The sequence below is a fragment of the Amycolatopsis sp. NPDC026612 genome, from assembly GCF_040638285.1.
Taxonomy (GTDB): Bacteria; Actinomycetota; Actinomycetes; order Mycobacteriales; family Pseudonocardiaceae; genus Amycolatopsis.
The window spans coordinates 245,915-271,131 of record NZ_JBEZYB010000005.1; the positions used below are offsets into that span (position 1 = coordinate 245,915).

General features: G+C 70.6%; 20 protein-coding genes and 2 tRNA genes. 6 read left to right on the plus strand and 16 right to left on the minus strand.

All coding sequences use genetic code 11. The features are described 5' to 3' along the window. The first annotated feature begins 16 nt into the window (after positions 1 to 16). A complete protein-coding gene (locus AB0F15_RS08120; protein WP_360266991.1) occupies positions 17 to 412 on the plus strand; it encodes a DUF6292 family protein in 396 nt (131 codons plus the stop codon). A gap of 26 nt (positions 413 to 438) precedes the next feature. On the opposite strand, the gene AB0F15_RS08125 is transcribed toward AB0F15_RS08120, so the two are convergent. The 6 genes from AB0F15_RS08125 to AB0F15_RS08150 form a co-directional block, all read right to left on the minus strand. Continuing rightward, on the minus strand, positions 439 to 867 hold the full coding sequence (locus AB0F15_RS08125; RefSeq protein ID WP_360266994.1) for an SsgA family sporulation/cell division regulator: 429 nt from the start codon (positions 865 to 867) through the stop codon (positions 439 to 441). Positions 868 to 1,073: 206 nt separating this feature from the next. After that, positions 1,074 to 1,922 (minus strand): hypothetical protein, encoded by an 849-nt coding sequence (locus AB0F15_RS08130; protein ID WP_360266997.1) that lies wholly within the window; start codon positions 1,920 to 1,922, stop codon positions 1,074 to 1,076. A 1,338-nt stretch (positions 1,923 to 3,260) separates the two neighbouring features. Then, positions 3,261 to 3,584 (minus strand): nuclear transport factor 2 family protein, encoded by a 324-nt coding sequence (locus AB0F15_RS08135; protein WP_360267000.1) that lies wholly within the window; start codon positions 3,582 to 3,584, stop codon positions 3,261 to 3,263. Positions 3,585 to 3,816: 232 nt separating this feature from the next. After that, positions 3,817 to 3,889 (minus strand) — tRNA-Glu (locus AB0F15_RS08140). A gap of 102 nt (positions 3,890 to 3,991) precedes the next feature. Beyond that, positions 3,992 to 4,063 (minus strand) — tRNA-Gln (locus AB0F15_RS08145). A gap of 49 nt (positions 4,064 to 4,112) precedes the next feature. Then, the gene (locus AB0F15_RS08150) at positions 4,113 to 4,847 is read right to left on the minus strand and encodes an HAD family hydrolase (RefSeq protein ID WP_360267163.1); all 735 of its coding nucleotides are present in this window, start codon (positions 4,845 to 4,847) and stop codon (positions 4,113 to 4,115) included. A 499-nt stretch (positions 4,848 to 5,346) separates the two neighbouring features. On the opposite strand from AB0F15_RS08150, the gene AB0F15_RS08155 reads away from it, so the two are divergent. Continuing rightward, positions 5,347 to 6,594, plus strand: a complete 1,248-nt coding sequence (locus AB0F15_RS08155) for an FAD-dependent oxidoreductase (protein WP_360267003.1) — start codon at positions 5,347 to 5,349, stop codon at positions 6,592 to 6,594. A gap of 44 nt (positions 6,595 to 6,638) precedes the next feature. On the opposite strand, the gene AB0F15_RS08160 is transcribed toward AB0F15_RS08155, so the two are convergent. From AB0F15_RS08160 to AB0F15_RS08185, 6 genes are all read right to left on the minus strand, one after another. Next, positions 6,639 to 7,409 carry a fumarylacetoacetate hydrolase family protein gene (locus tag AB0F15_RS08160; protein ID WP_360267006.1) on the minus strand — a complete coding sequence of 257 codons (771 nt, stop codon included), beginning with the start codon at positions 7,407 to 7,409 and terminating at the stop codon, positions 6,639 to 6,641. Between the two features lie 90 nt (positions 7,410 to 7,499). Beyond that, positions 7,500 to 9,104, minus strand: coding sequence for a citramalate synthase (cimA, locus tag AB0F15_RS08165; RefSeq protein ID WP_360267009.1), 1,605 nt, complete (start codon positions 9,102 to 9,104; stop codon positions 7,500 to 7,502). Positions 9,105 to 9,696: 592 nt separating this feature from the next. Then, entirely contained in the window at positions 9,697 to 10,734 is a 1,038-nt protein-coding gene (locus tag AB0F15_RS08170) for a 3-isopropylmalate dehydrogenase (protein WP_360267012.1), read from the minus strand. 227 nt (positions 10,735 to 10,961) lie between these two features. After that, a complete protein-coding gene (locus AB0F15_RS08175; protein ID WP_360267015.1) occupies positions 10,962 to 14,336 on the minus strand; it encodes a S8 family serine peptidase in 3,375 nt (1,124 codons plus the stop codon). A 235-nt stretch (positions 14,337 to 14,571) separates the two neighbouring features. Further along, positions 14,572 to 16,170 (minus strand): phosphoglycerate dehydrogenase, encoded by a 1,599-nt coding sequence (gene serA, locus AB0F15_RS08180; RefSeq protein ID WP_360267018.1) that lies wholly within the window; start codon positions 16,168 to 16,170, stop codon positions 14,572 to 14,574. A 125-nt stretch (positions 16,171 to 16,295) separates the two neighbouring features. Continuing rightward, positions 16,296 to 16,859 (minus strand): helix-turn-helix domain-containing protein, encoded by a 564-nt coding sequence (locus AB0F15_RS08185; protein ID WP_360267021.1) that lies wholly within the window; start codon positions 16,857 to 16,859, stop codon positions 16,296 to 16,298. 88 nt (positions 16,860 to 16,947) lie between these two features. On the opposite strand from AB0F15_RS08185, the gene AB0F15_RS08190 reads away from it, so the two are divergent. The 4 genes from AB0F15_RS08190 (at position 16,948) to AB0F15_RS08205 (ending at position 21,185) form a co-directional block, all read left to right on the plus strand. Continuing rightward, positions 16,948 to 17,847: a TIGR03620 family F420-dependent LLM class oxidoreductase gene (locus AB0F15_RS08190; protein WP_360267024.1), complete on the plus strand. Its 900-nt coding sequence runs from the start codon at positions 16,948 to 16,950 to the stop codon at positions 17,845 to 17,847. Further along, on the plus strand, positions 17,844 to 18,668 hold the full coding sequence (locus AB0F15_RS08195; protein ID WP_360267027.1) for a TIGR03620 family F420-dependent LLM class oxidoreductase: 825 nt from the start codon (positions 17,844 to 17,846) through the stop codon (positions 18,666 to 18,668). Before AB0F15_RS08190 ends, AB0F15_RS08195 begins: the two co-directional genes overlap by 4 nt. A gap of 258 nt (positions 18,669 to 18,926) precedes the next feature. Further along, a complete protein-coding gene (locus tag AB0F15_RS08200; RefSeq protein WP_360267030.1) occupies positions 18,927 to 20,249 on the plus strand; it encodes an ankyrin repeat domain-containing protein in 1,323 nt (440 codons plus the stop codon). A 69-nt stretch (positions 20,250 to 20,318) separates the two neighbouring features. Then, positions 20,319 to 21,185 carry a nuclear transport factor 2 family protein gene (locus AB0F15_RS08205; protein ID WP_360267033.1) on the plus strand — a complete coding sequence of 289 codons (867 nt, stop codon included), beginning with the start codon at positions 20,319 to 20,321 and terminating at the stop codon, positions 21,183 to 21,185. On the opposite strand, the gene AB0F15_RS08210 is transcribed toward AB0F15_RS08205, so the two are convergent. From AB0F15_RS08210 to AB0F15_RS08225, 4 genes are all read right to left on the minus strand, one after another. After that, the gene (locus AB0F15_RS08210; RefSeq protein WP_360267036.1) at positions 21,182 to 21,436 is read right to left on the minus strand and encodes a DUF397 domain-containing protein; all 255 of its coding nucleotides are present in this window, start codon (positions 21,434 to 21,436) and stop codon (positions 21,182 to 21,184) included. The genes AB0F15_RS08205 and AB0F15_RS08210 overlap by 4 nt on opposite strands. A 63-nt stretch (positions 21,437 to 21,499) precedes the next feature. Continuing rightward, a complete protein-coding gene (gene ilvC / locus AB0F15_RS08215) occupies positions 21,500 to 22,513 on the minus strand; it encodes a ketol-acid reductoisomerase (RefSeq protein WP_360267039.1) in 1,014 nt (337 codons plus the stop codon). A gap of 92 nt (positions 22,514 to 22,605) precedes the next feature. Beyond that, complete coding sequence (gene ilvN, locus AB0F15_RS08220; protein WP_360267042.1) at positions 22,606 to 23,112, minus strand: acetolactate synthase small subunit; 507 nt, start codon at positions 23,110 to 23,112, stop codon at positions 22,606 to 22,608. 1 nt (position 23,113) lies between these two features. Further along, positions 23,114 to 24,997 (minus strand): acetolactate synthase large subunit, encoded by a 1,884-nt coding sequence (locus AB0F15_RS08225; protein ID WP_360267045.1) that lies wholly within the window; start codon positions 24,995 to 24,997, stop codon positions 23,114 to 23,116. Positions 24,998 to 25,217: the final 220 nt, after the last annotated feature.

A 25,217-nucleotide genomic window follows, 5' to 3' on the forward strand; every position in this document is an offset into this window, starting at 1 on the left:
CAGGGAGGGCGAGGCCATGACCGGCGCCGAAGCGAACGAACCGTCCACAGCCACGCGGATGTGGGCCGTGGCGGCGGAACTCGGGCTGCAGCCCGAGGACACGCGCTCGCACACCGGCGACTTCGCCGGCGGGCAGATCCGCTTCGCCGGCCGGGCCGGAGAGCGCGAACCGAGTGACTACCTGCTGCGCTGGACCCCCGGCGAAGGCTGGGAACTCGCCGCCGACGCCGGCCCGTCCGGGGCGATGCGGGTCGCCGCCGCGCTGCCGGACGCGGGTGGGCAGCCGCCGGAAGCGGTCGCCGATTTCGTCCTCACCGCCCTGACCGAGCGCGGGGAGCGCCTGGTGCGCCGATCGGACGAGCCGGGACCGGAAACCCTCCCGCGCGAGGAGAAGAACCAGCCGGCTGTGTAGCGGCCGCCCGCCGGCACGTCGCCGCGCTATTCCGGTGCGGGCCGCCCCGAGCGGGTCAGCTCCGCCAGCTCCCGGTCGAAGTCGAACGCCCGGCCCTCCTGCCCCCGTGGCAGCACCTGGCAGGTGCGGTAGAGGAAGTCGACGATCTCGGCGGTGTCCGCTTCGAGCGCGACGAAGCCGCTCGGCGACCACAGCTCGACCACGGTCACGGCGGGATCGGCGGCCGGGCCGACCCGGACGTCACCGAGCCCGGACGGTTCCCGGAGGCCGTCGATGAGCAGGTCCCGCGCGGTCAGCCATTCGACGGGCCCGCGTCCGGTGTGGAGGGTCAAGCCGACCGCGTAGGGTTCCCGGCTGTCGTAACCGAGGTCGGCCCGGAGGGCGGCGGCTCCCCCGGCCGCGGAGCGCACTTCGAGCACGAGAATCGCCTTGATCACCGTGTATTCGGAACCCAACGGACGAACCCTCCACCCCGGCCCGGCGGCCGGCCGGACTCGTCACCGGCGGCCGGAAGCGGGCAGCGGCGCCCGCGCCGCGGCCAGTCTCGGCCGATCGGGCGTCCGATGGCAACCGGACACGGGGTTTTCCGGACCGCACGGAACTTCCCCACGCGATCCGCGCGCAGGAGCTGTCCACGCGAAGCGGTGGCCGGCCGGCTCCGCTACTGCCTCGCGAGCGCCCAGGGCATGAGCTTCTCGGCCAGCGCGCGGCTGAACGGCCGCACGAGGGTCTGCAGTTCGGTGCAGGCGGACTCGCCGATGTGGGCGTAGGGCGTGACGCTGTTCTCGTCGGTCGCCTTCTCGATTTCCGCGCGGCGGGCCGCGCCGGCGGGCGTGAACGTCGGAGCGGCGTCGCCGGTGAGCCAGTCGCGCTCGCGAAGACCGGCGACAGCCCGGTTCCAGTCGTCCTCGGACCACGCCCGGGACGTGCGCAGGGTCTCGGCGGGGACGGCACCGGAAGCGGCGTGGGTGACGAGAGCTTCGATGCCGCCCAGCCCAGCCGTCAGCAGGGCGGCCACGTGGGCGTCGCCGCGGTACTCCCGCAGCAGGGTCTGCGCGTGCCACAGGACGAGATGGGGTTCGGTGGGCCACGGCAGGGCCGCGTGGGCGGCGAAGAGGGGACGTCCGACGACATCGCCGGCGACCGTCTCGGCGGCCTCCCGGAGAAGCGCGGCGGCTCGGCGCATCTCGGGTGAGCCGATCGCGTCGCCCAGGATGCCGCGCAAGGCCTCGTCGGCCGCGGCGTAGCGCGCGGCGAGGACGGCGGCGGGGTCGGTGGTGGACCAGGCGGCGGTGATCGACTCCCCGACGAGGACCGGGTTGAAGTTGTAGAAGGTCGCGACCACGACCGGCGCCGGAGCCGCGCCGAGCGCGGCCGACCTCGAGGCGAAATAGCCGGCGCGGCCGGTGAGACCGAGTTTCCCGTAGGCGGCCGCCGCCTCCGGGGCGAAGTAGATCATTCCGTGGTAGGGCTCGAGGAACCGCCAGGTCTGCCGCGCCGCTTCGATCACGCGGCCAACATACCATCCGGTCGGTACGCCCGGGCGGTGTCGCCGGGAGGATGCGGCGAGTTCACCGGGCGGCGCCGCCCGTAGCGCTTCCGCGGCGCGGTGCGCGGTACTTCGGTGCTGTCGAACACGGTTCGGCTCCATGGCGGTCGCGGTGAGCGGGAGATCGGGTGACTGCCCCGCGGTTGCGTTGAGGTAACCGGCTACCGGATGACACGCTGGGGACGGCCGGCGCGCACCCTCGGAGGAACACCTTTGAACGACGTCAGGAACTCCGGCACCGGGAAGCGCGTCGAGCCGGTCTCGATCGAAGTGCGCGGTGCCCGGGTCCACAACCTCCGCGACCTCGACGTGTCCGTTCCCTTGCGGCAACTGGTCGCGATCGTGGGCGTGTCGGGTTCGGGGAAGTCGTCCCTCGCGCTCGGGGTCCTGTACGCCGGGGGATCGCGGCGGTACCTCGAGGCGCTCTCGACCTACACGCGGCGGCGGGCTTTCCCAGGCGGCGCGTGCGTCGGTCGACAGCGTGGAACACGTCCCCGCCGCGCTGGTCCTGCGCCAGCGGCCGGGCGTTCCCGGGGTCCGCTCGACGTTCGGCACCTCGACCGAACTGCTGAACGTCCTGCGCCTGATGTTCTCCCGGCTGGGATCGCACCTCTGCCCGAACGGTCACCGGCAGGCACCGACGATCGACGTCGCACTCGGCCTGAACCTGACCTGCCCGGAGTGCGGGGCGGAGTTCACTCCGCCGGGCGCGGAGTCGATGGCGTTCAACTCCGACGGGGCTGCCCGCGCTGCACCGGCACGGGCGCGGTGCGCGAGGTCGACGAGGCCAGCCCGTCCCCGACCCGGCCCGCTCGATCGGCGAAGGCGTCGTGGCCCCGTGGTCGATGTTCGGGCTCACGGTGATGCCGCAGGTGGTAGCTCACCGACCGTGAGCGCGACATCGTCCTGCGCGGACCCGCCGAGAAGCGGCACATCACCGTGCCGTCGAAGAGCGGGAAGCTGTTCGAGCTGAACTTCACCTACCGCAACGCCCGCCAAGCCGTGCAAGAGGCGCTGGACAACGCCACGACGGCGTGAACCTCGCCGAAGCCACCGCGAAAACCCTGGACGACCTCATCGCCTGGGCACCCGCCGTGCTCCCCGCCCTGCCCGCCCCGATGACCCGGACGGCCGAGAACATCGTCGCCGAACTGATCGAGAACGCGCGACGGCTGGTCGAGCTGGGGCTCGGCTACCTGAGCCTCGACCGGGCGAGCGGTCGGTTCGCGCCCCAGAAGGCGTCTTCGGACTCCGGGCCGGAGGAGAACAGCCACACCTCGGCGACCCGGTCCCCCTCGATCAGCAGCAGGTCGACGCCGTCCCGGGAAAGCGCGGCACCGTCACGCTTCCCGCCGAAACGGACGGGAACCGCGACGAGCGCACCATTGACCATCGGCGCGCCGATCGCGCGAGTTCGAAAGTGCCGTCGCTGACGGCCATCATTCCGCCGATCATGTCGCCGACCACCAGGCTGCCGCGGTGCGTGCCGGAGAACCGGTTGCCGCCGGGCCGATGCCAGACGATGACGCCGGCGAACAGGCCGGCGACCGTGGCGAAGTCCTTGGCGCTCAAGGCTTCGAAGTACTTGGACACCACGTCGAGCGGGGTGGGCGATCCGGCCATCGGGCAATTCCTTTCCGGGTTTCTTGCTGCACCCAGGCTGACCGATCGCGGCCGGTTACCTCAACGCAACCAATATGCGCATGTGATCCACATCACTGCATTTCCCCGTGGCTGCATTGTCGAATTTCTTTTGTTCGGGCACCGGCCACTGTGGAGTACCGAAGGACGCCCCAGGGCACCCACGCACCAAAAAGCCCGCCTGACCAGGGTCAGACGGGCTTGGTAACTACTGTACCCCCGATGGGATTCGAACCCACGCTACCGGCGTGAGAGGCCGGCGTCCTAGGCCGCTAGACGACGGGGGCTTAGGATCTTTCCCTGGTCTCCCAGGGGCTCTTCTGTTTTTCTTGCTGGAGAGAACTTACCAGAGGCGGTTTCCCGCTCCCCAGGGGGGTCACTCTCCGCAGCTGGGGTACCAGGACTCGAACCTAGACTAACTGGACCAGAACCAGTCGTGCTGCCAATTACACCATACCCCAGTGAGGTACCGCTCCGGCTGGCCGGTTCAGCACCGCACGAGGAGAAATACTAGAGCACGCCGTTCCGGACGGTGAAGGCGGGGGTACCACTGCCGCGCGGAGCCGGGACCCCGATCGTGGCGTACTCCGAAACCAGCAGCTCAGGCAGCTCGGCCAGGCCGGCCACCGTGTGGACGCCCTCGGGGGCACGGTCGCCGATCGCGTCGCGGTCGAGCCAGATCGCGCCGAGGCCGGCGTCGCGGGCACCGATCGCGTCGGTGTCCAGTTTGTCGCCGACGTGGACCGCCTGGGCGGGCGCGCAGCCCAGGCCGAGGCACACCGTGTGGAACATCACCGGGTCGGGCTTCGCGACGCCCAGCTCGCCGGCGATCGCGACGTGGTCGAAGTACGGCGCCAGGCCCAGGTCGGCGATTTTCTTCCGCTGGTGGACACCGGAGGCGTTCGTCACGGCGGCCAGCATCAGGCCGGCGGCGCGGAGCCATTCCAGGCAGTCGAGGACGTCGTCGAACAGCTGCCACGAGTGGTCCAGCAATTCTCTTCGGCGCCGCTCGAAGGAGCTCACCTGCTCGGCGTCGGCGAAGATGCCGATTTCGGCGAGGAAGCAGTCGGTGCGCCGCTGGTGCATGGTCGCGTAGTCGAGTTCGCCCGCGACGACGAGGGCCACGTGCTCCTCGGTGATCAGGTCCCACAACGGCCACAGGTCACCCCGGCCGGTGAGGATGTGGAGGCTGCGGCGGATCGCGGCGGTGCAGTCGATCAGGGTGTCGTCGATGTCCAGGCACACCAGCCGGAGCTCGGGCGGCACCCAGGGCTCGGAGGCCACCGCGGCGAGCGGGGCGGTTCGCGAAGGGGGCCGGGGTGCCAAGGCGAAATCCACCCAGTGAGGCTAGGGCAACCACCGCGTTCGCGACGCTGCCAAAGAGGTGATTGCCGCTCCCCTGTTCCGGCGCACCGGCTCTACTCCCAGTTGGCGAACCGCCCCCAATCGGTTACCTGGCAGCGCGCGCCGGACACGCTACTCCTCCGGTGCGGAACACCTCCGGCACGCAAAACCCTTGCGCCACCGGGGAATCGACTCCGTCCACAAGGGCACATCGGCACGTGGGCGCCGAAGCCACGCGAATTCGGGACGCAGCCGAGGAACTGTCGCTTTTGGACAGTTTCGGGTCACCGGAGCGCGGCCGGCCACCGTAGCCCGATCAGCGTATCTCCGCTCACACCCCTTGACGCCGGTGCCGGACAGGTGCATCCTCAGATTATTCAACAAGCGATGAATAAGGGAGATGGTCGAGATGGCCGAGCGCACGACCTGCGTCGTCATCGGTGGCGGGCCGGCCGGGATGGTCACGGGGCTCTTGCTGGCCCGGGCCGGCGTCGAGGTGACGGTGCTGGAGAAGCACGCCGATTTCCTGCGCGACTTCCGCGGGGACACGGTGCACCCGTCGACGTTGACGCTGCTCGACGAGCTGGGCCTCGGCGAGAAGTTCCACGCGCTGCCGCACAGCGAGCTGAGGTCGGCGGGGTTCCCCCGGGAGAACGGCGAGCTGATGAAGCTGGCCGACTTCACCCGGCTGAAGGTGGCGCACCCCTACATCGCGATGGTGCCGCAGTGGGACTTCCTCGACCTGCTCGCGGAAAGCGCGCGCAAGGAGCCGACGTTCGTCCAGCGGATGGAGACCGAGTGCACCGGCCTCGTCCGGGAGCACGGCCGGGTCGCCGGCATCACCTACCGCACCAGCGCCGGGCAGACCGGCGAGATTCGCGCCGACCTGGTGATCGCCGCCGACGGCCGCTGGTCGCTGGCCCGGCGGGAGGCCGGCTTGGTGCCGCGGGAGTACGACTGCCCGTTCGACGTCTGGTGGTTCCGGCTCTCGCGGGGTGACGACGAGGCGGGCACCATGCTGCTGCCGAAGATGCGGGACCGCCGCTTCGCGGTGCCGCTCCCCCGGCCGGACTTCTACCAGGTCGCCTACCTCGCGCCGAAGGGCGAGGACCTGCGGAAGCAGGGCATCGAGGCGTTCCGCGACAACGTCGCGCAGGTCTGCCCCGAGTTCACCGACCGGGTGCACGAACTGGCGACGATGGACGACGTGAAGTTCCTCGACGTGCGGCTCAACCTGCTGCGCAAGTGGCACGTCGACGGGCTGCTGTGCCTCGGCGACGCTGCGCACGCGATGTCGCCGATCGGCGGGGTGGGCATCAACCTGGCGGTGCAGGACGCGGTCGCGGCGGCGACGCTGCTGGCCGAGCCGCTGCGCCGGGGTCGTCCGACGGAGGCCGAGCTGGCGAAGGTGCGCTCGCGGCGGCTCGCGCCGACGCTGATGGTGCAGGGACTCCAGCGCCTGATGCACCGGACCGTCGTGCGCGGGGTGATGAACGGCAAGCGCAACGGGCCGCCGGAGCCGATGATCAAGGCGTTCGCCCGGTTCCCGCGGCTGTCGTACTTCCCGGCGCGGCTGCTGGGCCTGGGCCTGCGCCCCGAGCACGCTCCGGCCTTCGCGCGGCGGCCGATGGAGCCGGCGCAGCGCTGAGCCGGAAGCTCCGGCCGTCGCCGGAGCTCCGCCACCCGGACGGCTTAGACGTCCTCGACCGGGTTGGTCAGGGTGCCGATGCCTTCGATGGTGATCGAGACGCTCTGGCCGCTCTCGATCGGGCCGACGCCCTCCGGGGTGCCGGTGAGGATGATGTCACCGGGCAGGAGCGTCATGACGCCGGAGACGAACTCGACCAGCTCGGGGATCTTGTGGACGAGGTCGGACGTGCGGCCGTCCTGCTTGAGCTCGCCGTCGACCTCGGCGGTCAGCGCGAGATCGGACGCGTCGATCGCGGTCTCGATCCACGGGCCGATCGGGCAGAAGGTGTCGAAGCCCTTGGCGCGGCCCCACTGGCCGTCGGACTTCTGCAGGTCGCGGGCGCTGACGTCGTTGGCGACCGTGTAGCCGAGGATGACGCTCGCGGCGCGGGCGGCGGGCACGTTCTTCACCGGCTGCCCGATGACGATGGCCAGCTCGCCCTCGAAGTCGACGCGGCCGACGCCCGACGGGCGGCGGATGGTCGCGTGGGGCCCGATGACCGTCGTCGACGGCTTGAGGAACAGCATGGGGGCGCTGGGCACCTCGTTGCCGAACTCGGCCGCGTGCTTGGCGTAGTTGCGGCCGACGGCGATCACCTTGGACGGCAGGATCGGCGCGAGCAGCCGGACATCGGCCAGCGGCCACCGCTTGCCGGTGAAGTTCGGCTGGCCGAAAGGGTGCTCGGCGATTTCGAGGACCTGGGCGTCGTCACCGTCGCCTTCGATCGAGGCGAACGCGACACCACCGGGATGAGCAATACGGGCTAGGCGCACGCCACCAGTCTACGTGCGCCCACCCGACCGCCTTCGGGGGTTCCGGGTGGCGGAGCCCCCGGCCCGGGCCGGGGCCCGGATGTCACTGCTTCAGGAGACGGTCGTGCTCTTGTGGACGAGCGCGTCGCACAGCGCCAGCCAGCTGGCCTCGACGATGTTGCCGTGCACGCCCACGGTGGTCCACTCGCGCTCGCCGTCGGTGCTCTCGACCAGCACGCGCGTCACCGCGTCGGTGCCGGGGTGGCCCTGGAGGATGCGCACCTTGTAATCGGCGAGCTCCACGGTGTCCAACCAGGACAGGTGCGGGGACAGCGCCTTCCGCAGGGCGGCGTCGAGCGCGTGCACCGGCCCGATGCCCTCGGCGGTGGCGATGACGCGCCGGCCGCGGACGTGCACCTTGACCGTCGCCTCGGCCATGACCTCGCCGTCTGGGCGGTGGTCCAGGACGACGCGGTAGGACTCGAGCTCGAACGGCGCGACGGCGGGGACGTCGGCCTCCTGGCGCAGCAGGAGCTCCAGGGAGGCATCGGCGGCCTCGAAGGACCAGCCTTCCGCTTCGAGCCGCTTGACCTTCGTGATGGCGCTCGTCAGCGCTTCGGGCCGGCCGGCAAGGTCGACCCCGAGCTCACGTCCCTTGAGCTCGAGGCTGGCCCTGCCGGCCATCTCGGTGACCAGTACCCGCATGTCGTTGCCGACGGAAGCTGGATCGATGTGGTTGTACAACAACGGATCCACCTTGATCGCGCTCGCGTGCAGTCCCGCCTTGTGGGCGAAAGCCGACGCCCCTACGTACGCCTGGTGGGTGTAGGGGGCGATGTTCGCGATTTCGGCAAGGGCATGGGAGACCCGGGTGAGCTCGGCGGCGCCTCCGGTCGGGAGGACGTTCATGCCGAGCTTGGTCACCAGGTTTCCCGTCACGGCGAACAGGTCGGCGTTGCCGGCCCGTTCCCCGTAACCGTTGGCGGTGCACTGGACGTGCGTCACGCCGGCCTGCACCGCGGCGACGGAGTTCGCCACGGCGCAGGAAGTGTCGTCCTGACAGTGGATCCCGAGCCGGAACCCGGTTTTTTCCTTGATCTCACGGACGGTCGCCGCGAGATCGAGCGGCAGCTGGCCGCCGTTGGTGTCGCAGAGCACCACGACGTCGGCCCCCGCGTGGGCGGCGGCGTCGAGGATCCTGAGCGACGTCTCGGGGGAATACGCGTAGCCGTCGAAGAAGTGCTCGGCGTCGAGGAAGACCCGCCGGCCTTCGCCGGTGAGGAACGCAACGGTGTCCCGGACCATGGCGCAGGCCTCGTCGACGTCGACGCGCAGGGCCCGTTCGATGTGGCGCAGATCGGACTTCGCGACGAGCGTGATCACCGGCGCTTCGCTGTCGAGCAGCGCCCGGACCTGCGGATCGACGTCGGCGGTGGTGCCGGCTTTGCGCGTCGCCCCGAAGGCGACGAGTGCCGCGTGCTTCAGCCGCAGCTCGCCTTTCGCGGCGCGGGCGAAGAACTCCGTGTCCTTGGGGAGCGCCCCCGGCCAGCCACCCTCGATGAACCCGACACCGAGCTCGTCCAGCAGCCGCGCGACGGCGAGCTTGTCCGGCACGGAGTAGGAGACGCCCTCCCGCTGCGCACCGTCGCGCAGGGTGGTGTCGTAGAGGTGGAAGGCATCGCCGAGCGGGGTATCGGCGGGCTCCGTGCGGTTCACGGTCGTCTCCTCGGGACGGGGGCGGCGTTTCGGGGCAACAAAAAAACCTCCCGCAGGGTGCGAGAGGTTGCGCGCCGGGAGCTCTGGGAAGAGCTATCGTCCGGCGCGCTCGTCGATAATGATCGCGAAGCTGGTCACGGTCGCATCATGCCACAGCGTTCGCGGCCCCGTCCAGAAGCTGGGCGAAGCTCCCACCATCCGGGAATCCCCCGACCTCCATGCCCCACCGCACCCTGGGGGCTGACCCCGGTCCAGCCTATCGGCGACCCCTGACGGAACCGGCCGGAAAGCGGTTCCGCAGCCGAACCGTCCACATCACGGCAGTGGTGTGGACAACCCGGTCGACGGGCGCCAGCAGGGTCATCCCGCGGCACCCTCACACCGGCCTGGCCGCCCACCACCGACTCGACCGGCAAGCCACCCCCTCGAACCGGCGGCTGCCCGACACGCACGCAGGCAGAGCCGAGCAACACAACCAGCGCCCCGGCCACAAGCAGCGCCCGGAGCGAGCAGCGCACGAGCGGCCAGCGCACGACCGGGCACGAAAAAGCCCCGCACCCCCACCAAGGGAGCGCGGGGCTTCACCGAAAAATCAGCCCGTACGAACGTTCGACGAAACCAGCGCCGCAAGCCGGTCCCCGATGGCCTGCGTGGCCCCCGGGGAAGCCTGGTCCCGTGTGGCCAGATCGAACGCCACCGACGCCTCGATCCGCCGCGCCGATTCCTTCTGGCCAAGGTGGTCGAGCAGCAGCGCCACCGACAGCACCGCGGCCGTCGGGTCGGCGAGGCCCTGGCCCGCGATGTCCGGCGCCGAACCGTGGACCGGCTCGAACATGCTCGGGTTGCGGCGGGTCATGTCCAGGTTGCCGCTGGCCGCGAGGCCGATTCCGCCGGTCACCGCGGCCGCGAGGTCGGTGATGATGTCGCCGAACAGGTTGTCCGTCACGATCACGTCGAACCGGGACGGGTCCGTCACCAGGTGGATGGTCGCCGCGTCCACATGCGAATACGCGACCGTCACGTCCGGGTGCTCCAGCGAAACCTCTTCGACGATCCGCGACCACAGCGAGCCGGCGAACGTGAGCACATTGGTCTTGTGCACCAGCGTCAGGTGCTTGCGCGGCCGGGCCTCGGCGCGGTTGAACGCGTCCGCGACCACGCGCCGGATGCCGAACGCCGTGTTGACGCTGACCTCCGTCGCGATCTCGTGCTCGGTGTCCTTGCGGATCAGGCCGCCAGTGCCCGCGTACGGGCCTTCGGTGCCTTCGCGCACGACAACCATGTCGACGTCGCCCGCGTCGGCCAGCGGTCCCCGGACACCCGGGTAGAGCCGCGCCGGGCGCAGGTTGACGTGGTGGTCCATTTCGAACCTGAGGCGCAGCAGCAGGCCGCGCTCCAGGATCCCGCTCGGCACCGAGGGGTCGCCGACCGCGCCCAGCAGGATCGCGTCGTGCTGGCGGAGCTCGCCGAGGACCGACTCGGGGAGCAGCTCACCGGTCGAGTGCCATCGCGCGGCGCCGAGGTCGTAGTTCGTGATCTCCGCCGTCGGTACCACTTCACCGAGCACCTTCAGCGCCTCGGAGACCACCTCGGGCCCGATCCCGTCTCCTGGGATCACCGCGAGCCGCATCCACACACCTCCGTCGACCGGACCACCGGCGCACCGATGGCCCACCGCAACAAAACGCCAGCAGCCGGAAGGTTACCGGCCGTAGACAACCGGCCGTAGCCGCACCACCCTTATGCCGCATCCTCCCGCAGGGTGAGACACCCAATCGGGTGAACATGGGAGGGGCGTCCCCGACGGAAATCCGCCGGGAACGCCCCTGGTCCTGCAGTGATCGATCTTGCTGCCCGCTATCGGCGACCGGCCCCGATCGGCTGACGGTCGTTCCCCGGCCGGGGCCCCTGCCGGGCACCCTGCACCGAGTCCACCTTGACCACGTTCGCCCGGTTGCCCGCGGCGTTGTGGTGCTCGATGGCCAGCAGCCCGAGGGCGTTGTCGGCCGCGGCCGACGCCGCGTTCCGCGTGACGACCAGTGCCGTGCCCGGCTTCGCGACGTAGCCCAGCGCGGCGTCGCCGCCACCCTGCACCGCGTAGCCCGGCGCGAGCGCGTCGAACGAGAGCGGCGTGCCGACGTAGTCGATCAGCCCGTTCGTCGTGCCCGGCGCGACGTAGAACCCGCTGACGCCCACCGTGTAGGAGATGCGGTGGCTGTCGGCGTTGGCGTCGATGCCGAGTGCGGCCAGCGAAACCGGCAACGTGATGACGTTCGTGTCGAACACGTTGGTGTCGACGTCGCCGAGCTGGCCGTTGACCGCCTGGACGTCGACGGTCGGGAAGCCCGGGGTCAGCGCGACCGTGGTGGCCAGGAGCACGTCGGTAGACGTCGCCTTGGTCACGTAGGTCTCGAAGTCCGGCTGCCCGTCCCCGGTGGTGTCGATGTCGACGAACGGCGACGTGTTGCTGCCGATGTTCGCCCAGTCGCCCCACGTGGAGAGGCCGAACGCGAGGATCGCGTTCTCCGGCTCACCCTGCGCCTTCGCCAGCGGAGCGGTCGAAGCCGCGCCGATGTAGCGGAGGTCGCCGCCCTTGGCCGTCTTGTTGAGCGTGCAGTCGGTGACGACGTCCGCGTCGCACTCGGGCAGCTGCGGGGACTCCGCCTGCAGCTCGAGCACGCTGATGAGCGAGCGGTACCGCTGCGCGCCGGTGCCCTGGTCGACACCCTTGCCACTCAGGTTCAGCACGGCCTGGGTGGCGTCCGGTCCGAACTTCACCGACGGCGGCGTCGAAATCGTCGACACCGGCTTCGGTGCGGAGTAGACCGAAACCCGCAGCGGCACCTTGGCGCCGCTGGTCGGCGTGAAGGCGACGCGGCCGGAGGCGTCCGCGACGAACTGCCGGGCCAGGCCGGCCTGGGTGGCCTGCATGGTCGGGTCCATGACCTTGCGCAGCGCCTTCGGGTCGGTGATCTTCAGCGTCACCTTCACCTTGGCGGTGCCGCGCGGGGTCAGCTTCACCGTCGGCTTGTCCACTGTGTACTCGACACCCGGCAGCGCGGTGACCGCCTGGTAGGCCACGGTGTACTCGGCGGGCGTGACACCCTTGTTGACCAGCTTGATCGTCTTCGACAGCGTCACCGGACCGGACGCCTCGACCGTGCCGAAGCTGACGCTGACCGCGCCCGGGTCGTCCTGCACGTAGGCGAGCACCTGGTTGTCCAGTGCCGCCTTGGCGTCGATCCGGCCGCTGCCGACGCGCTGCGGCGCGTAGGTGTGGCCCGCACCGTCGCCGACGTCGTGGCCGGCGGTGTCGATCACCGACGCCTTGACCTCCTCGACCGACCAGTCCGGGTGGGCCTGGCGGACGAGCGCGGTGATGCCCGTGGTGTGCGGGGCGGCCATCGACGTGCCGGACAGCACGGTCCGGCCGTTGCCGCTGCCGCGGAACGCCGAGGTGATCGTGTCACCGGGTGCGGCGAGGTCCGGCTTGAGCGCCGGGCCGCGGGTGCCGCGCGAGGTGAACGAGCTCGGGGTGTCCACGATCGTCTTGTCGTAGGTCTGGATCGACGCGCGGCCGGCGCCGTAGAGCCGGATCTGCAACGTGCCCGCGGTCAGCGCCGCGCGCAGCGTCTTCGTGGCGGAGCCGGTGAACTGGAACACCGGGATCGCCGCGTTGCCCGCGATGCCGGCGCTGAAGTGCTCCAAAGTGGACGAAAGGAGCGCACCCTTCGCCCCGGCGGCCTGCGCGTTGTTGGCGCGGGCGGCCGAACCGCAGGCGCGGGTCGAGTCGTTGTCGTCCCACTCCAGCCAGACGAACTTGCCGGCGGCCTTCGCCTTGTCCTCCGCCGAGTACGGCGCACAGCCCGCACTGTTCGAGGCGGACAACGCGACGACGGGCGCGGTCAGGTTCAGCGTGTCGTAGCCGGTGTAGTTCTGGCTGTACTGCCCGGTCTTCTGACCCGCGACGCCCGCGGGTGCCTTGACCTCGGCGGCGTCACGCAGAACGCCCGCGTCGCGCGTGCTGGCGACGGTGAGTGCCTCGGGCGTGTTGCCCGGGGACCCGGCGATGTCGTTGATGTCGCCGCCGTTGCCCGCGGAGATCACCGGCAGCACGTTGTTCGCGGCGAGCTTGCGGACGAACAGCGAGTCCGGGTCGTCCGGCGCGCCGAAGTCGGAGCCGAGCGAGAGGTTGACGATGTCGAGGTGGTCGGTGAAGTCGCCGTCGCCGTCCGGGTCGAGGGCCCAGTCCAGCGCCTGCGAGGTGACGTTCGTCGACCCCGTGCAGCCGAACACCTTGATCGCGTAGAGCAGCGACTTCGGCGCCGTGCCCGGGCCGATCTGCATCGCGTCGACCTTCTTGGCGTCCAGCTTCTTGTAGTCGCCCTTGAAGGTCTTGCCGTCGGCGGTGACGCCGAAGCCGCCGATGGTGCCGGCCACGTGCGTGCCGTGCTCACCGCAGGCGAGGGGGTTCGGGTCCGGGTTCGGGGTGGTCTTGCCGGGCGTCGCGGCGTCGTAGTCGTTGCCGACGAGGTCGGTGCCGCCGACCACCTTGGCGCTCGGGAACAGCGGGGTCGGCTTGGTGCTGTCGACGCCCTGGTAGGCGGCCTGCGTGCCGGGGCCGCCGAAGTCGGCGTGGGTGTAGTCGATGCCGTCGTCGATGACGCCGACGCGGACGCCGTCGCCGAACTTGCCGGTCTGCTGCCACGCGGCGAGGGTGTTGGTCAGCTGCTCGGCGCTGGCGTTGGTACGGGTCTTCGGCACGACCGTGCGCACCGCGACGACGTCCGCGCGCTTCGCGACTTCACGCAGCTTCGCAGCATCGGCGGTGACGACCAAGCCGGGAACGGCATTGGCGGTCTGCGTGACGACCTGCGGCTTGGCGTCGGCCGCGCGCAGCTGGCCGAGGACGGAGTCCACGGCCGCGGCGGTGTCGGCCTTGGCGGCGCGGGCGGCCCGCTTCGCCTGGTCCTTGCCCTGCGGCTGCGCCGCGGTGAACGCGTCGACGGCCGGCTTCTTGGCCAGCTCGACGAACGCGGTGACCCGGCCCTGCGTGGCGCCCAGGCGCGGCGACAGCTTGCCCTGCAGCTTCGCGTCGTCGATCTTGGCCGGCGCGACGCCGTCGGCGAGCGGGGTATCCGCCGCGCTCGCGACCGGCGCCCCGAGCGCGGCCGCCAGTACGACGGCGAAGGCCGCCGTCGTGGCGCGCGCGGGTAGGCGGGATCTGCTCATGAGTCGGCCCCTTACTCGAGGTCTGGACCCGAACCTGCCTGCCGCTCCTGACACCCCCGACGGTGAAGCGCGGCAGCGCCGTGCCCTCGACGGCGCGTGGTTCGACCTCGCGGGGAGAACCTAATGCCCGAAAACACCTACTTCCGTAGGCAAAGAAGTCCGTTATGTGAATGTGATTGCCGAAGAAGGCCCCCTCGCCGCGGGGGCGAGGGGGCCTTCTTCTTCGTGCGTTGCGTCAGTTGAAGTCGACGGCGCGGATCGTGTGCGCGCCGACCGAAGCGCCGATCGGCTCCAGCAGGTGCGCGTCGATGTGGCGGTCGACGCGCAGCAGCATCACCGCGTCGGAACCGTCGGTGGTCTGGCTGATCTGCGCGGCCTCGATGTTGATGCCCGCCTCGCCCAGCAGCGTCCCGACCCGGCCCATCACGCCCGGGCGGTCCGGGTACTCGACCAGCAGCACGGTGCCCTCGGCCCGCAGGTCGAAGCCGCGGCCGTTGACCTCGACCAGCTTCTCGACCTCGTCCAGGCCGGTGACCGACCCGGACACGCTCAGCACCGAGCCGTCGGAGTGCACCGCGCGGACGGTGACCAGGCTGCGGAACTTGGGGCTCTCCGGCTCGGTCTCGAGCTCGACCTGCACGCCCAGCTTCTCCGCCAGCTGCGGCGCGTTGACGAACGTGACCTGGTCCTCGACCACGCCGGTGAACACGCCGCGCAGCGCCGCCAGCTGCAGCACGCCGGTGTCCTCGTTGGAAATCTCGCCCTTGACCTGCACGGTCACCGACGTCGGCGACGTGGGGTTGAGCGCCGTCAGCAGCTGGCCGAGCTTCTGCACCAGCGACAGGTACGGGCGGACGTGCTCGCCGACCGCGCCGCCGCCGGAGACGTTCACCGCGTCCGGCACGAAGTCGCCGCGCAGGGCCAGCAGCACCGACTTCGCGACGTCGGTGCCCGCGCGGTCCTGCGCCTCGGCCGTGGAGGCGCCCAGGTGCGGCGTCACGACGACGTTCTCCAGCTCGAACAGCGGGCTGGACGTGGTCGGCTCGGTGACGAAGACGTCGACCCCGGCGCCGCCGACGTGGCCCGAGCGCAGCGCGTCGGCCAGGTCCTCCTCGACGATGAGCCCGCCGCGGGCGGCGTTCACGATGATGACGCCCGGCTTGGTCTTCTTCAGTGCCTCGGCGTCGATGAGGCCCTTGGTCTCGGGCGTCTTCGGCAGGTGGATGGAGATGGCGTCGGCGCGGGTCAGCAGCTCGTCGAGGGTGACGAGCTCGATGCCGAGCTGCGCGGCACGCGCGGCCGAGACGTAGGGGTCGTAGGCGATGAGGTGCGTGTCGAAGGCGGCGAGGCGCTGGGCGAACAGCTGGCCGATCTTGCCGAGGCCGACGACACCGATGGTCTTGCCCTGGAGCTCGACGCCGGAGAACGAGCTGCGCTTCCACTCGCCGCCGCGGAGGCTCTGGTCGGCGGCCGGGACCCGGCGCGCGACCGACAGCAGCAGGGCGACGGCGTGCTCGGCGGCGGAGACGATGTTCGACGTCGGCGCGTTGACGACCAGGACGCCGCGCTCGGTGGCCGCGGGCACCTCGACGTTGTCGAGGCCGACGCCGGCGCGGGCGACGACCTTGAGCTGCGTCGTGGCGCCGAGCACCTCGGCGTCGACCTTGGTGGCGGACCGGACCAGTAGCGCGTCGGCGCTCTTCACCGCCTCGAGCAGCGCGGACCGGTCCGTGCCGTCGACGTGCCGGACCTCCACCTCGTCACCGAAAACGCTCAGCACGGAGGGGGCGAGCTTCTCCGCGATGAGGACGACGGGTTTGCTGGGCTTGCTCACGATGCGGCTCCCACTATCTGGTCATTTCCAGGACGCTCTGTGTCGACAGACGGGCTCGGCACGTCGTTGTGCCCCGGTCGAGCCGGAGTTTAACGCGCGGGCCTGACCTGTGGCGTCTCCCGGTGTTAACTCGCCCGCAATCCCTCGAAAACAAGAGCCAGCAGCCGCGGCATGCCAGCCCCGCCCGGCAGGTGCCCCCCGGCCCAGGATGCCGCGTGCAGCAACAAAAGCAGTTCCTGCGTCGTGACGTCCCGGCGCAGTTCGCCCGCTTGCTTGGCCCGTTCCACCAATTGGGAACCGGCCTCGCGCATCGTGTGGCAGGACTCGTACAAACGGGATGATTCGTCGTTCAGCGCGTCGGCGGTCAGCTCAACGAGGCCGCGAAAGGTCCCGGTGGCGTCCCCGAGGCCGGCGAGCCAGGACCGCAGGGCGGTCAGCGGCTCGGGGTGGGTGAGCAGTTCGCGGGCGCGCTCGGCCTGGGCGTCGAACCGGGTGCGCAGGAGCGCCTCGAGCAGCGCCTCCCGGGTCGGGAAGTGGCGGTACAGCGTGCCGATGCCGACCCCGGCGCGGCGCGCGATGTCCTCCAGGGACGCCTCGACGCCATGCTCGGCGAAGGCGCGTTGCGCCTCTTCGAGGAGGCGCTCGTAGTTGCGGCGGGCGTCCGCGCGCATCGGTTTCACGTCGGTCATCGCGCTGCCGAGCTTACCCGCTAGCCAATCGGAGGCCGCCTCCGTATATTAACCGGAGGCAGCCTCAGCTTACTGGAGGGACTCGAGGATGACCCTGATCGAAGAGACACGGGCCCGGCTCGGCGCGATCGGCGCCTGGTTGCCGAGCGCGCCCATGGCCCCACCCCCGGACGTCGAACGCGCGGCGACGCGGCGGCTCGCCGACGTCGGCTACCGCTCGGTGTGGAGCGGCGAAGGACCCGGCAGCCGCGAAGTGTTCGCCCACTTCGGCGACCTGCTCGCCTCGGTGCCGGACGTCGTGCTCGGCACCGGCATCGCGAACGCCTGGCTGCGACGCGGGGCGACCACCGAGAAGGGCGGCGCGACGCTCGCCCAGGCCCACCCCGGCCGGTTCGTGCTCGGCGTCGGCATCGGGCACGCTTTCCAGGCCACGAAGCTCGGCGAGGAGTACCGGCCGATCGACCGGATGCGTGCCTACCTGGCGGACATGGATGCCGCCGCCGCGGAAAACCCCGCACCGGTCGCGTTCCCGCGAGTGCTGGCCGCGGTCGGGCCGAAGATGCTGGAGCTGGCGCGCGAAGGTGCCGACGGCGCGCACCCGTTCGCCCAGCCGGTCTCGCACACGCCCTACGCCCGCGAAATCCTCGGGCCGGACAAGCTGCTGATCCCCCACCAGACCGTGCTGCTCGGGAGCCGCGAGGACGCCCGGGCGAGCGTCCGGCGCAGCGTGGCGATGTCCCGGGAGCACCACGTGAAGGCGTACCTCGCGGGCTGGAAACGCCTCGGCTACACCGATGCCGACATCGACGGCCCGAGCGACCGGTTCGTCGACGACCTCGTCCTGTGGGGCGACGCCGGCACCATCGCGAAACGCCTGGACGAACTGCTCGACGCGGGCGCGGACCACGTGCTGCTGACGCCGTCCGCCCCGGATTTCGGGTCCGTTGTGGACATTCTGGTCGAACTGGCCCCGAAGGTGGTCCGATGAGCGTCGGGATCTGGCGGTTCTTCGACGGCGCCCCGATCGGCGAGGTCCGCGAAACGGCCGCCGAGGTGGAGGAACTCGGCTTCGACGCGCTCTGGTTCGGCGAGTACGCCGGCCGGGACGCGTTCACGCAGGCGGCGCTGATCCTGGCGGCGACGTCCCGGCTCACCGTGGCCACCGGGATCGCGCGGTTCGACCGCCGCGCGCCGATCACGGCGGAAGCGGCGACCCGGGCGCTCGGCGAGGCCTACCCGGGCCGGTTCGTCGCCGGCCTCGGCGGTCACTTCCCGGGCGTGCGGCCGATTTCGGCGATGCGCGAGTACCTGGCCGGGATGGACGAGGCCGAGCTGCCCGCCCTGCCACCGCCGTCGCCGCGGCCCCGGCGGCTGATCGCGGCGCTCGGCCCCCGCGCGCTCGACCTGGCGGCCGAACGGGCGGACGGCGCGCACCCGTACTTCGTCCCGCCCGAACACACGGCGGTGGCCCGGGAGCGGCTCGGGCCGGGCAAGTACCTGGCCGTCGAGCAAGCCGCGATCCTGGACGCTTCACCGGAGGCCGCCCGCGAAGCGGCCCGGGAGCACGTGGACCTGTACGTCCGGCAGGCGCCACACCACCAGGCGAACCTGCGCCGCCTCGGCTTCACCGACACGGACCTGGCCGACGGCGGCAGCGACCGCCTGGTCGACGCCCTGGTGGCCACCGGCGAACAGGCGGCGGCCGACCGGATCCGCGCCCACCTCGACGCGGGCGCCGACCACGTCTGCGTCCAGGTCCTGTCCCGCACAGGCAAGTCCTACAGCCTCCTGGCCGACCTCCGGCCGTGACGAAACCCGGAACTCGCGTGACCAGAACCGTAACTCGCGTGATCAGACCCGTAACTCACGAGTTCCGCCTTCAATCACGTTAGTTCCGTCGGGGATCACGCGGGATCCGGGTTCCGGGGTAGGGTGGCGGGGCGCGGTGCGGGCCGCGCCCCGTCCGCGGAAAGGGCCGAGCCCACCCCCGTTTCACCGCACCACCAGCTCCGCACCTTCTTCCTGCCCGGTGCCGGCGGACCACGGGCGACGAGGGAAGGAGGCACCATGGGCACGCTGCCCGCGAAACCCAGCCTGGACCAACTGCGCAAGCGCGCGAAGGACCTCGCACGCGCCGAAGGCGTCAAACTCGCCGAAGCGCAGTTCCGCATCGCCCGGGACCACGGGTTCCCGAGCTGGCCGAAGCTGCAGGCGTACGTCCGGCGCGTAACCGAGCACGGGGAAACCCTGCAGCACCCGTACCACCAGGACGTCGAGTACTACGCCGGACGCGCACTCGGCCTGCTCGCCTCGGCCGAGGACGACACGCCCGGCGCGAAAGAGCCGTTCGACCGCTGGGGACAGCCGCTCACCCGGGACGGCGCCCGCGCGGTCGTCGCCCGGGAGCACGGTTTCGGTTCCTGGAAAGCACTCCGCGGCCATGTTAAGTCTCTTGTGGACAGTGGCGAGCCGTTCGCCCGCGCGTACCGGGCGATCGAGGCACGGGATCCCGAGCGGCTCGAAACGCTGCTCGGCGAGTTCCCCGGCCTCGTCGACGCCCGCGGCACCAACGGCAACGACCTGCTCGGCATGGCCGGCGCGACGCACGACGAGCGGCTCAGCCGCATCCTGCTCGACCACGGCGCCGACCCGGCCCGCGGCAACGTCCACGGCTGGACGCCCGTGCACCAAGCGGCCTACAGCAACCTGCCGCTCCTGCTCGACCTCCTCCTGCGGCACGGCGCCCCCGTCGACGTCTCCGCCCGGGGTGACGGCGGCACGCCCCTGGTCGTCGCCCTGTTCTGGGGTCACCGCGAAGCCGCGGAGACACTCGCGAAGCACAGCCGGGCACCGGGCAACCTGCGCGTCGCGGCCGGGCTCGGCGACATCGACGCCATCGAGGAACTCCTGACCTCCGGCCGCGGGGGCGCCCACCGCGGTTTCTACCGGCCCCACAGCGGTTTCCCGCGCTGGCAGCCGACGGACGACCCTGTCGAAGTGCGGAACGAAGCCCTCGCCTGGGCGGCGCGCAACAACCGTGTCGACGCGCTGAGAACGCTCGTCGCCCGAGGTGCCGAGGTGGACGCCGACGTCTACCGCGGCACCGCGCTGGCCTGGGCGGCGGCGCAGGGCAGGATCGACGCCGTCCGGACGCTGCTCGACCTCGGCGCCGACGTGAACCACCGAGGCACCTTCGGCGGCCCGAGCCACGGCGAGGGCGTCACGGCGCTGCACCTGGCCGCGCAGTCCGGGCACCTCGACGTCCTCCGCGCCCTCGTCGAAAACGGCGCCGACCTCGGCGCGCGCGACGCCATCTGGGACGCCACGCCGGAGACGTGGGCGGAGGTCGGCGAGCATCCGGCCGCGCGGGACCTGCTCCGAACCCGGTAGACAACCGGAGTCTGTAGTCCGTATCGTCGAAGGCGGACTACAGACTCCGTTTTGCCCCTGGGAGGATTCATGACCACACCCCGCGACGTGTTCACCGCGCTGTCCGACGGCATCGGCGCAGGACGGTTCGGCGAGCTTTCCGCGCTCTACGCCGAAGACGCCGTCGTCGAACACCCGCAGGCCGTCCCCCGGCCGAGCCGCATCACCGGCCGCACCGCGGTCCACGAGCGGTTCACCGGCGTTCTCGCCGGAGCGCTGCGGCTCAAGCGCAAGGATGTCGTCGTCCACGAGACGACGGATCCCGAGGTGATCGTCGCCGAATACGACTACGACGCCGAGTCGGTCGAGACCGGCCGGACGATTTCCACGGCCAACATCCAGGTGCTGCGGGTCCGCGACGGCCTCATCGTCCATTCCCGCGACTACCACGACTACCTGCGGCTGGCCGTCGTCCGCGACGGCGTCGACCAGCTCGCCAAGGCCTACGAGCAGGCACCGCCGCGTGAGCTGTCCCCGGCCGCCTCGCCGACCTCGGGCACGGTGTTCGAACAGCTCGTCCACGGCGTCGCGGGCAAGCGCTGGGCCGAACTGCCGGACCTGTACGCCGAGAAAACCCACGTGACGCACCCGTTCCTGCCGGGCGCGCCGGTGCTGCGGACGCGCGACGAGCTGCGAAAGCACTTCGCGGCGGCCAAGGACGTCGGCGTCGACTTCGAGGTCGCGGACCTGGTGACCTACCAGGGCGCCGACCCGGAGGTGGTGATCGGCGAGTTCGCCTACCAGGGCGACTTCGGTGGCAGTCCGGTGCGGATCGCGAACATCTTCGCCATGCGCATCCGGAACGGCCTGGTCGTCGAATCCCGCGACTACGGCGACCACCTCGGCATCGCGGGCGACACCGGGCGGATCCCCGAGCTGGCGGCAAAGCTTTCCTAGGCGTCGGGCAGGTCGAACTCGCCGTCGCGAACGCCCTTGATGAACGCGTCCCACTCCCCCGGCGTGAAGACGAGGATCACGCCGTCCGGCTGCGCCGACTGCCGCATCGCAACGTAGGTGACGCCATCGGTGTGCGGCACGAAGGCGTACTCGATGACCTCGTCGAGGGTGACACCCGCCGGTTCACCCCGGATCCACTCGGCCCGCGAAAGGTCCAGGTGGTGCCGGATGTGCGCCTTGTCATCGTTCATGCGACCAGCGTAACGAGACACCGAAGGGGACGCCCGGCGCCGGGCGTCCCCTTCGGCTGAAACTCAAGCGGTTTCGGTGATCGGCCGGTCCACCCACGACATCAGGTCGCGCAGCTTCTTGCCGGTCGCCTCGATCGGGTGCTGGTTGCCCTGCTCCTCGAGCTTGGTGAAGTTCGGCCGGCCGGCCTCGTCCTCGGCGACCCATTCGCGGGCGAACGTGCCGTCCTGGATCTCGCCGAGGATCTTCTTCATCTCTTCCTTGACCGCCGGCGAGATGACGCGCGGGCCGCGGGTCAGGTCGCCGTACTCGGCGGTGTCGGAGATCGAGTAGCGCTGGCGCGCGATGCCGCCCTCGTACATGAGGTCGACGATCAGCTTCAGCTCGTGCAGCACCTCGAAGTAGGCGATCTCCGGGGCGTAACCGGCCTCGGTGAGCACCTCGAAGCCGGTCTGCACCAGCGCGGACGCGCCACCGCAGAGCACGGCCTGCTCGCCGAAGAGATCGGTCTCGGTCTCCTCGGTGAACGTCGTCTTGATGACGCCGGCGCGCGCGCCACCGATGGCGGCCGCGTAGGAGAGGGCGAGCGCCTGGGCGTTGCCGGAGGCGTCCTGCTCGACCGCGATGAGCGCCGGGACGCCCTTGCCGTCGACGAACTGGCGGCGGACCAGGTGGCCCGGGCCCTTCGGGGCGACCATGGCGACGTCCACGTTGGACGGCGGCTTGATCAGGTCGTAGCGGATGTTGAAGCCGTGCCCGAAGAAGAGGGCGTCGCCGTCCTTGAGGTTCGGCGCGATGTCCTGCTCGTAGATGTGACGCTGCTTCGTGTCCGGCGCCAGGATCATGATCAGGTCGGCCTCGGCCGACGCCTCGGCCGGGGTGAGCACGCGCAAGCCCTGCTCCTCGGCCTTCGCCCGCGACTTGGACCCCTCGGGCAGGCCGATGCGGACGTCGACGCCGGAGTCGCGCAGGCTCAGCGAGTGGGCGTGGCCCTGGCTGCCGTAGCCGATGACAGCGACCTTGCGCCCCTGGATGATCGAGAGGTCGGCGTCGTCGTCGTAGAAGATTTCCACTGCCATGGGGGTTACTGCTTCCTTTCCTGACTTACACAAAATCCAGAACAGCGGCGCGAAGCGCCTCCATTGAGGGTGGTGGCGGGGGCATGGATGGATTAGCGCGGTGATGTGGCGGTGATGGAACGGGCGCCCCGCCCCACCGCGACCATGCCGGACTGCACGAGCTCGCGGATGCCATACGGCTCCAGCATCCGCAGCAACGCACCGATCTTGTCGGACGTCCCGGTGGCCTCGACAGTGAGTGCCTCAGGAGAGACGTCCACCACCTTGGCCCGGAAGAGCTGGACGGTTTCGAGGACCTGGCTGCGCACGGTGTTGTCGGCGCGAACCTTCACGAGCAGCAGTTCACGCTGCACCGCGGTCGACTGTTCCAGCTCGACGATCTTGATCACGTTGATCAGCTTGTTGAGCTGCTTCGTCACCTGTTCGAGCGGTAGCTCTTCCACGGCGACCACGATCGTCATGCGGGACACCTCGGGGTTTTCCGTGGGCCCGACGGCGAGTGACTCGATGTTGAACCCGCGGCGGGAGAACAGGCCCGAGACGCGCGCGAGCACACCGGGCTTGTTCTCGACCAGGACACTCAGCGTGTGGACGGTCATCTCAGTGCTCGCCACCTTCCGCGGCAGCTTCCGTGGTCTCCACCGAAACCTCGTCGTCGTCGAACAGCGGCCGGATGCCCCGGACCGCCATGATCTCGTCGTTGCCGGTGCCGGCCGCGACCATCGGCCACACCTGGGCATCCTTCCCCACGACGAAGTCGATCACGACGGGGCGGTCGTTGATTTCCATCGCGCGGCGGATGGTGGCGTCGACGTCTTCCTTCGTCTCGCACCGCAGGCCGGCGCAGCCCAGCGCCTCGGCCAGCAGGACGAAGTCCGGGATGCGGTGCTTGTGCGTGCCGAGGTCGGTGTTGGAGTACCGCTCCGCGTAGAAGAGGTTCTGCCACTGCCGGACCATGCCGAGGTTGCCGTTGTTGATGACGGCGACCTTGATCGGCGCGCCCTCGATGGCGCAGGTGGCCAGCTCCTGGTTGGTCATCTGGAAGCAGCCGTCGCCGTCGATCGCCCAGACCTGCTTGTCCGGGACGCCGAATTGGGCGCCCATCGCGGCGGGCACCGCGTACCCCATGGTGCCGAGGCCGCCGGAGTTGATCCAGGTGCGCGGGTTCTCGTACTTGACGAACTGCGCGGCCCACATCTGGTGCTGGCCGACACCCGCGGCGTAGATGGCGTCCGGGCCGACGATCTGCCCGATCCGCTCGATGACGTACTGCGGCGACAGCGACCCGTCGTCCGGCCACTCGTAGCCGGCCGGGTAGTTCGTGCGCCAGCCGTCGGCCTGGGTCCACCAGTCGGTGAGGTCGGGCGTCCCGCTGTGGTCGAATTCCGCCTTCACGGCGGTGATCAGCTCGCCGATGATCTCCTTGCAGTCGCCCACGATCGGGACGTCGGCCTTGCGGTTCTTGGAGATCTCGGCCGGGTCGATGTCGGCGTGCACGATCGCGGCGTCCGGCGCGAACGACGACAGCTGGCCGGTGACCCGGTCGTCGAACCGGGCGCCGAGCGCGATCAGCAGGTCGGCGCGCTGCATCGCGGCGACCGCGGCGACCGTGCCGTGCATGCCCGGCATGCCGAGGTGCTGCGGGTGCGAGTCGGGGAACGCGCCGCGCGCCATCAGGGTGGTGACGACGGGGATGTTCGTCAGCTCGGCGAGCTGCTTCAGCTGCTCGTGCGCCTCCGCCTTGATGACACCGCCGCCGACGTAGAGCACCGGCCGCCGTGACTTGGCGATGAGCTTCGCGGCTTCGCGGACCTGCTTGCCGTGCGGGCGCAGCGTGGGGCGGTAGCCCGGCAGCCGCAGCTCGGTCGGCCAGGAGAACGAGGTCATCTCCTGCAGCACGTCCTTGGGGATGTCCACCAGGACGGGGCCGGGCCGGCCGGTGCTCGCCAGGTGGAACGCCTCGGCGATGGTCCGCGGGATGTCGATCGGGTCCGTGACGAGGAAGTTGTGCTTGGTGATCGGCATGGTGATGCCGCAGATGTCGGCTTCCTGGAACGCGTCCGTGCCGATCAGCGCGCGGGACTGCTGCCCGGTGATGGCGACGACCGGGACCGAGTCCATGTTCGCGTCGGCGAGCGGGGTGACCAGGTTGGTCGCGCCCGGGCCCGAAGTGGCCATGCAGACGCCGACCTTGCCGGTGGCCTGCGCGTAGCCGGTGGCCGCGTGACCGGCGCCCTGCTCGTGGCGGACCAGGATGTGGCGGACCTTCGTCGAGTCGAGGAGGGGGTCGTAGGCGGGCAGGATCGTGCCGCCCGGAATCCCGAAGACCACCTCGGCGCCGACCGCCTCGAGCGCGCGCACGAGCGACTGGGCGCCGGTGACGCGCACCGGCGTTCCCGCCGGTGGGGCCGGCTTCGGACGTGCTCCGGGCGTTCCGGGCGTCGGCCCGGGTTTCGCGTCGCTGCGCGACGTCGCACTGGTCATCGGTTCTGCCTCGTGGGTCTCGGTGTCACTCGTTCGGGTCTTTTTTGAGCTCGATTGGTGCGGTGGGGCCAGGAATCTCTTCCCTTGGGCAACAAAAAACCCTCGCCGACCGTAAGGTCGCACGAGGGTTCGCGCGTCGACGCAGCGGAAAGTCTTCCCTAAGCGTCGACGCGCTTGGGAAGTACGAGGCCGGTCAGCGGTGTCACGGCCACGACGCTAG

Excerpts from the sequence above, each read along its gene's own strand:
- AB0F15_RS08155 (WP_360267003.1), top strand. The coding sequence starts at position 5,347 with ATGGTCGAGATGGCCGAGCGCACGACCTGCGTCGTCATCGGTGGCGGG.
- ilvC (WP_360267039.1), bottom strand. The coding sequence starts at position 22,513 with ATGGCAGTGGAAATCTTCTACGACGACGACGCCGACCTCTCGATCATC.
- AB0F15_RS08195 (WP_360267027.1), top strand. The coding sequence starts at position 17,844 with ATGAGCGTCGGGATCTGGCGGTTCTTCGACGGCGCCCCGATCGGCGAG.
- AB0F15_RS08200 (WP_360267030.1), top strand. The coding sequence starts at position 18,927 with ATGGGCACGCTGCCCGCGAAACCCAGCCTGGACCAACTGCGCAAGCGC.
- AB0F15_RS08190 (WP_360267024.1), top strand. The coding sequence starts at position 16,948 with ATGACCCTGATCGAAGAGACACGGGCCCGGCTCGGCGCGATCGGCGCC.
- AB0F15_RS08135 (WP_360267000.1), bottom strand. The coding sequence starts at position 3,584 with ATGGCCGGATCGCCCACCCCGCTCGACGTGGTGTCCAAGTACTTCGAA.
- AB0F15_RS08185 (WP_360267021.1), bottom strand. The coding sequence starts at position 16,859 with ATGACCGACGTGAAACCGATGCGCGCGGACGCCCGCCGCAACTACGAG.
- AB0F15_RS08205 (WP_360267033.1), top strand. The coding sequence starts at position 20,319 with ATGACCACACCCCGCGACGTGTTCACCGCGCTGTCCGACGGCATCGGC.
- AB0F15_RS08210 (WP_360267036.1), bottom strand. The coding sequence starts at position 21,436 with ATGAACGATGACAAGGCGCACATCCGGCACCACCTGGACCTTTCGCGG.
- AB0F15_RS08175 (WP_360267015.1), bottom strand. The coding sequence starts at position 14,336 with ATGAGCAGATCCCGCCTACCCGCGCGCGCCACGACGGCGGCCTTCGCC.
- ilvN (WP_360267042.1), bottom strand. The coding sequence starts at position 23,112 with ATGACCGTCCACACGCTGAGTGTCCTGGTCGAGAACAAGCCCGGTGTG.
- AB0F15_RS08225 (WP_360267045.1), bottom strand. The coding sequence starts at position 24,997 with ATGACCAGTGCGACGTCGCGCAGCGACGCGAAACCCGGGCCGACGCCC.
- AB0F15_RS08120 (WP_360266991.1), top strand. The coding sequence starts at position 17 with ATGACCGGCGCCGAAGCGAACGAACCGTCCACAGCCACGCGGATGTGG.
- AB0F15_RS08170 (WP_360267012.1), bottom strand. The coding sequence starts at position 10,734 with ATGCGGCTCGCGGTGATCCCAGGAGACGGGATCGGGCCCGAGGTGGTC.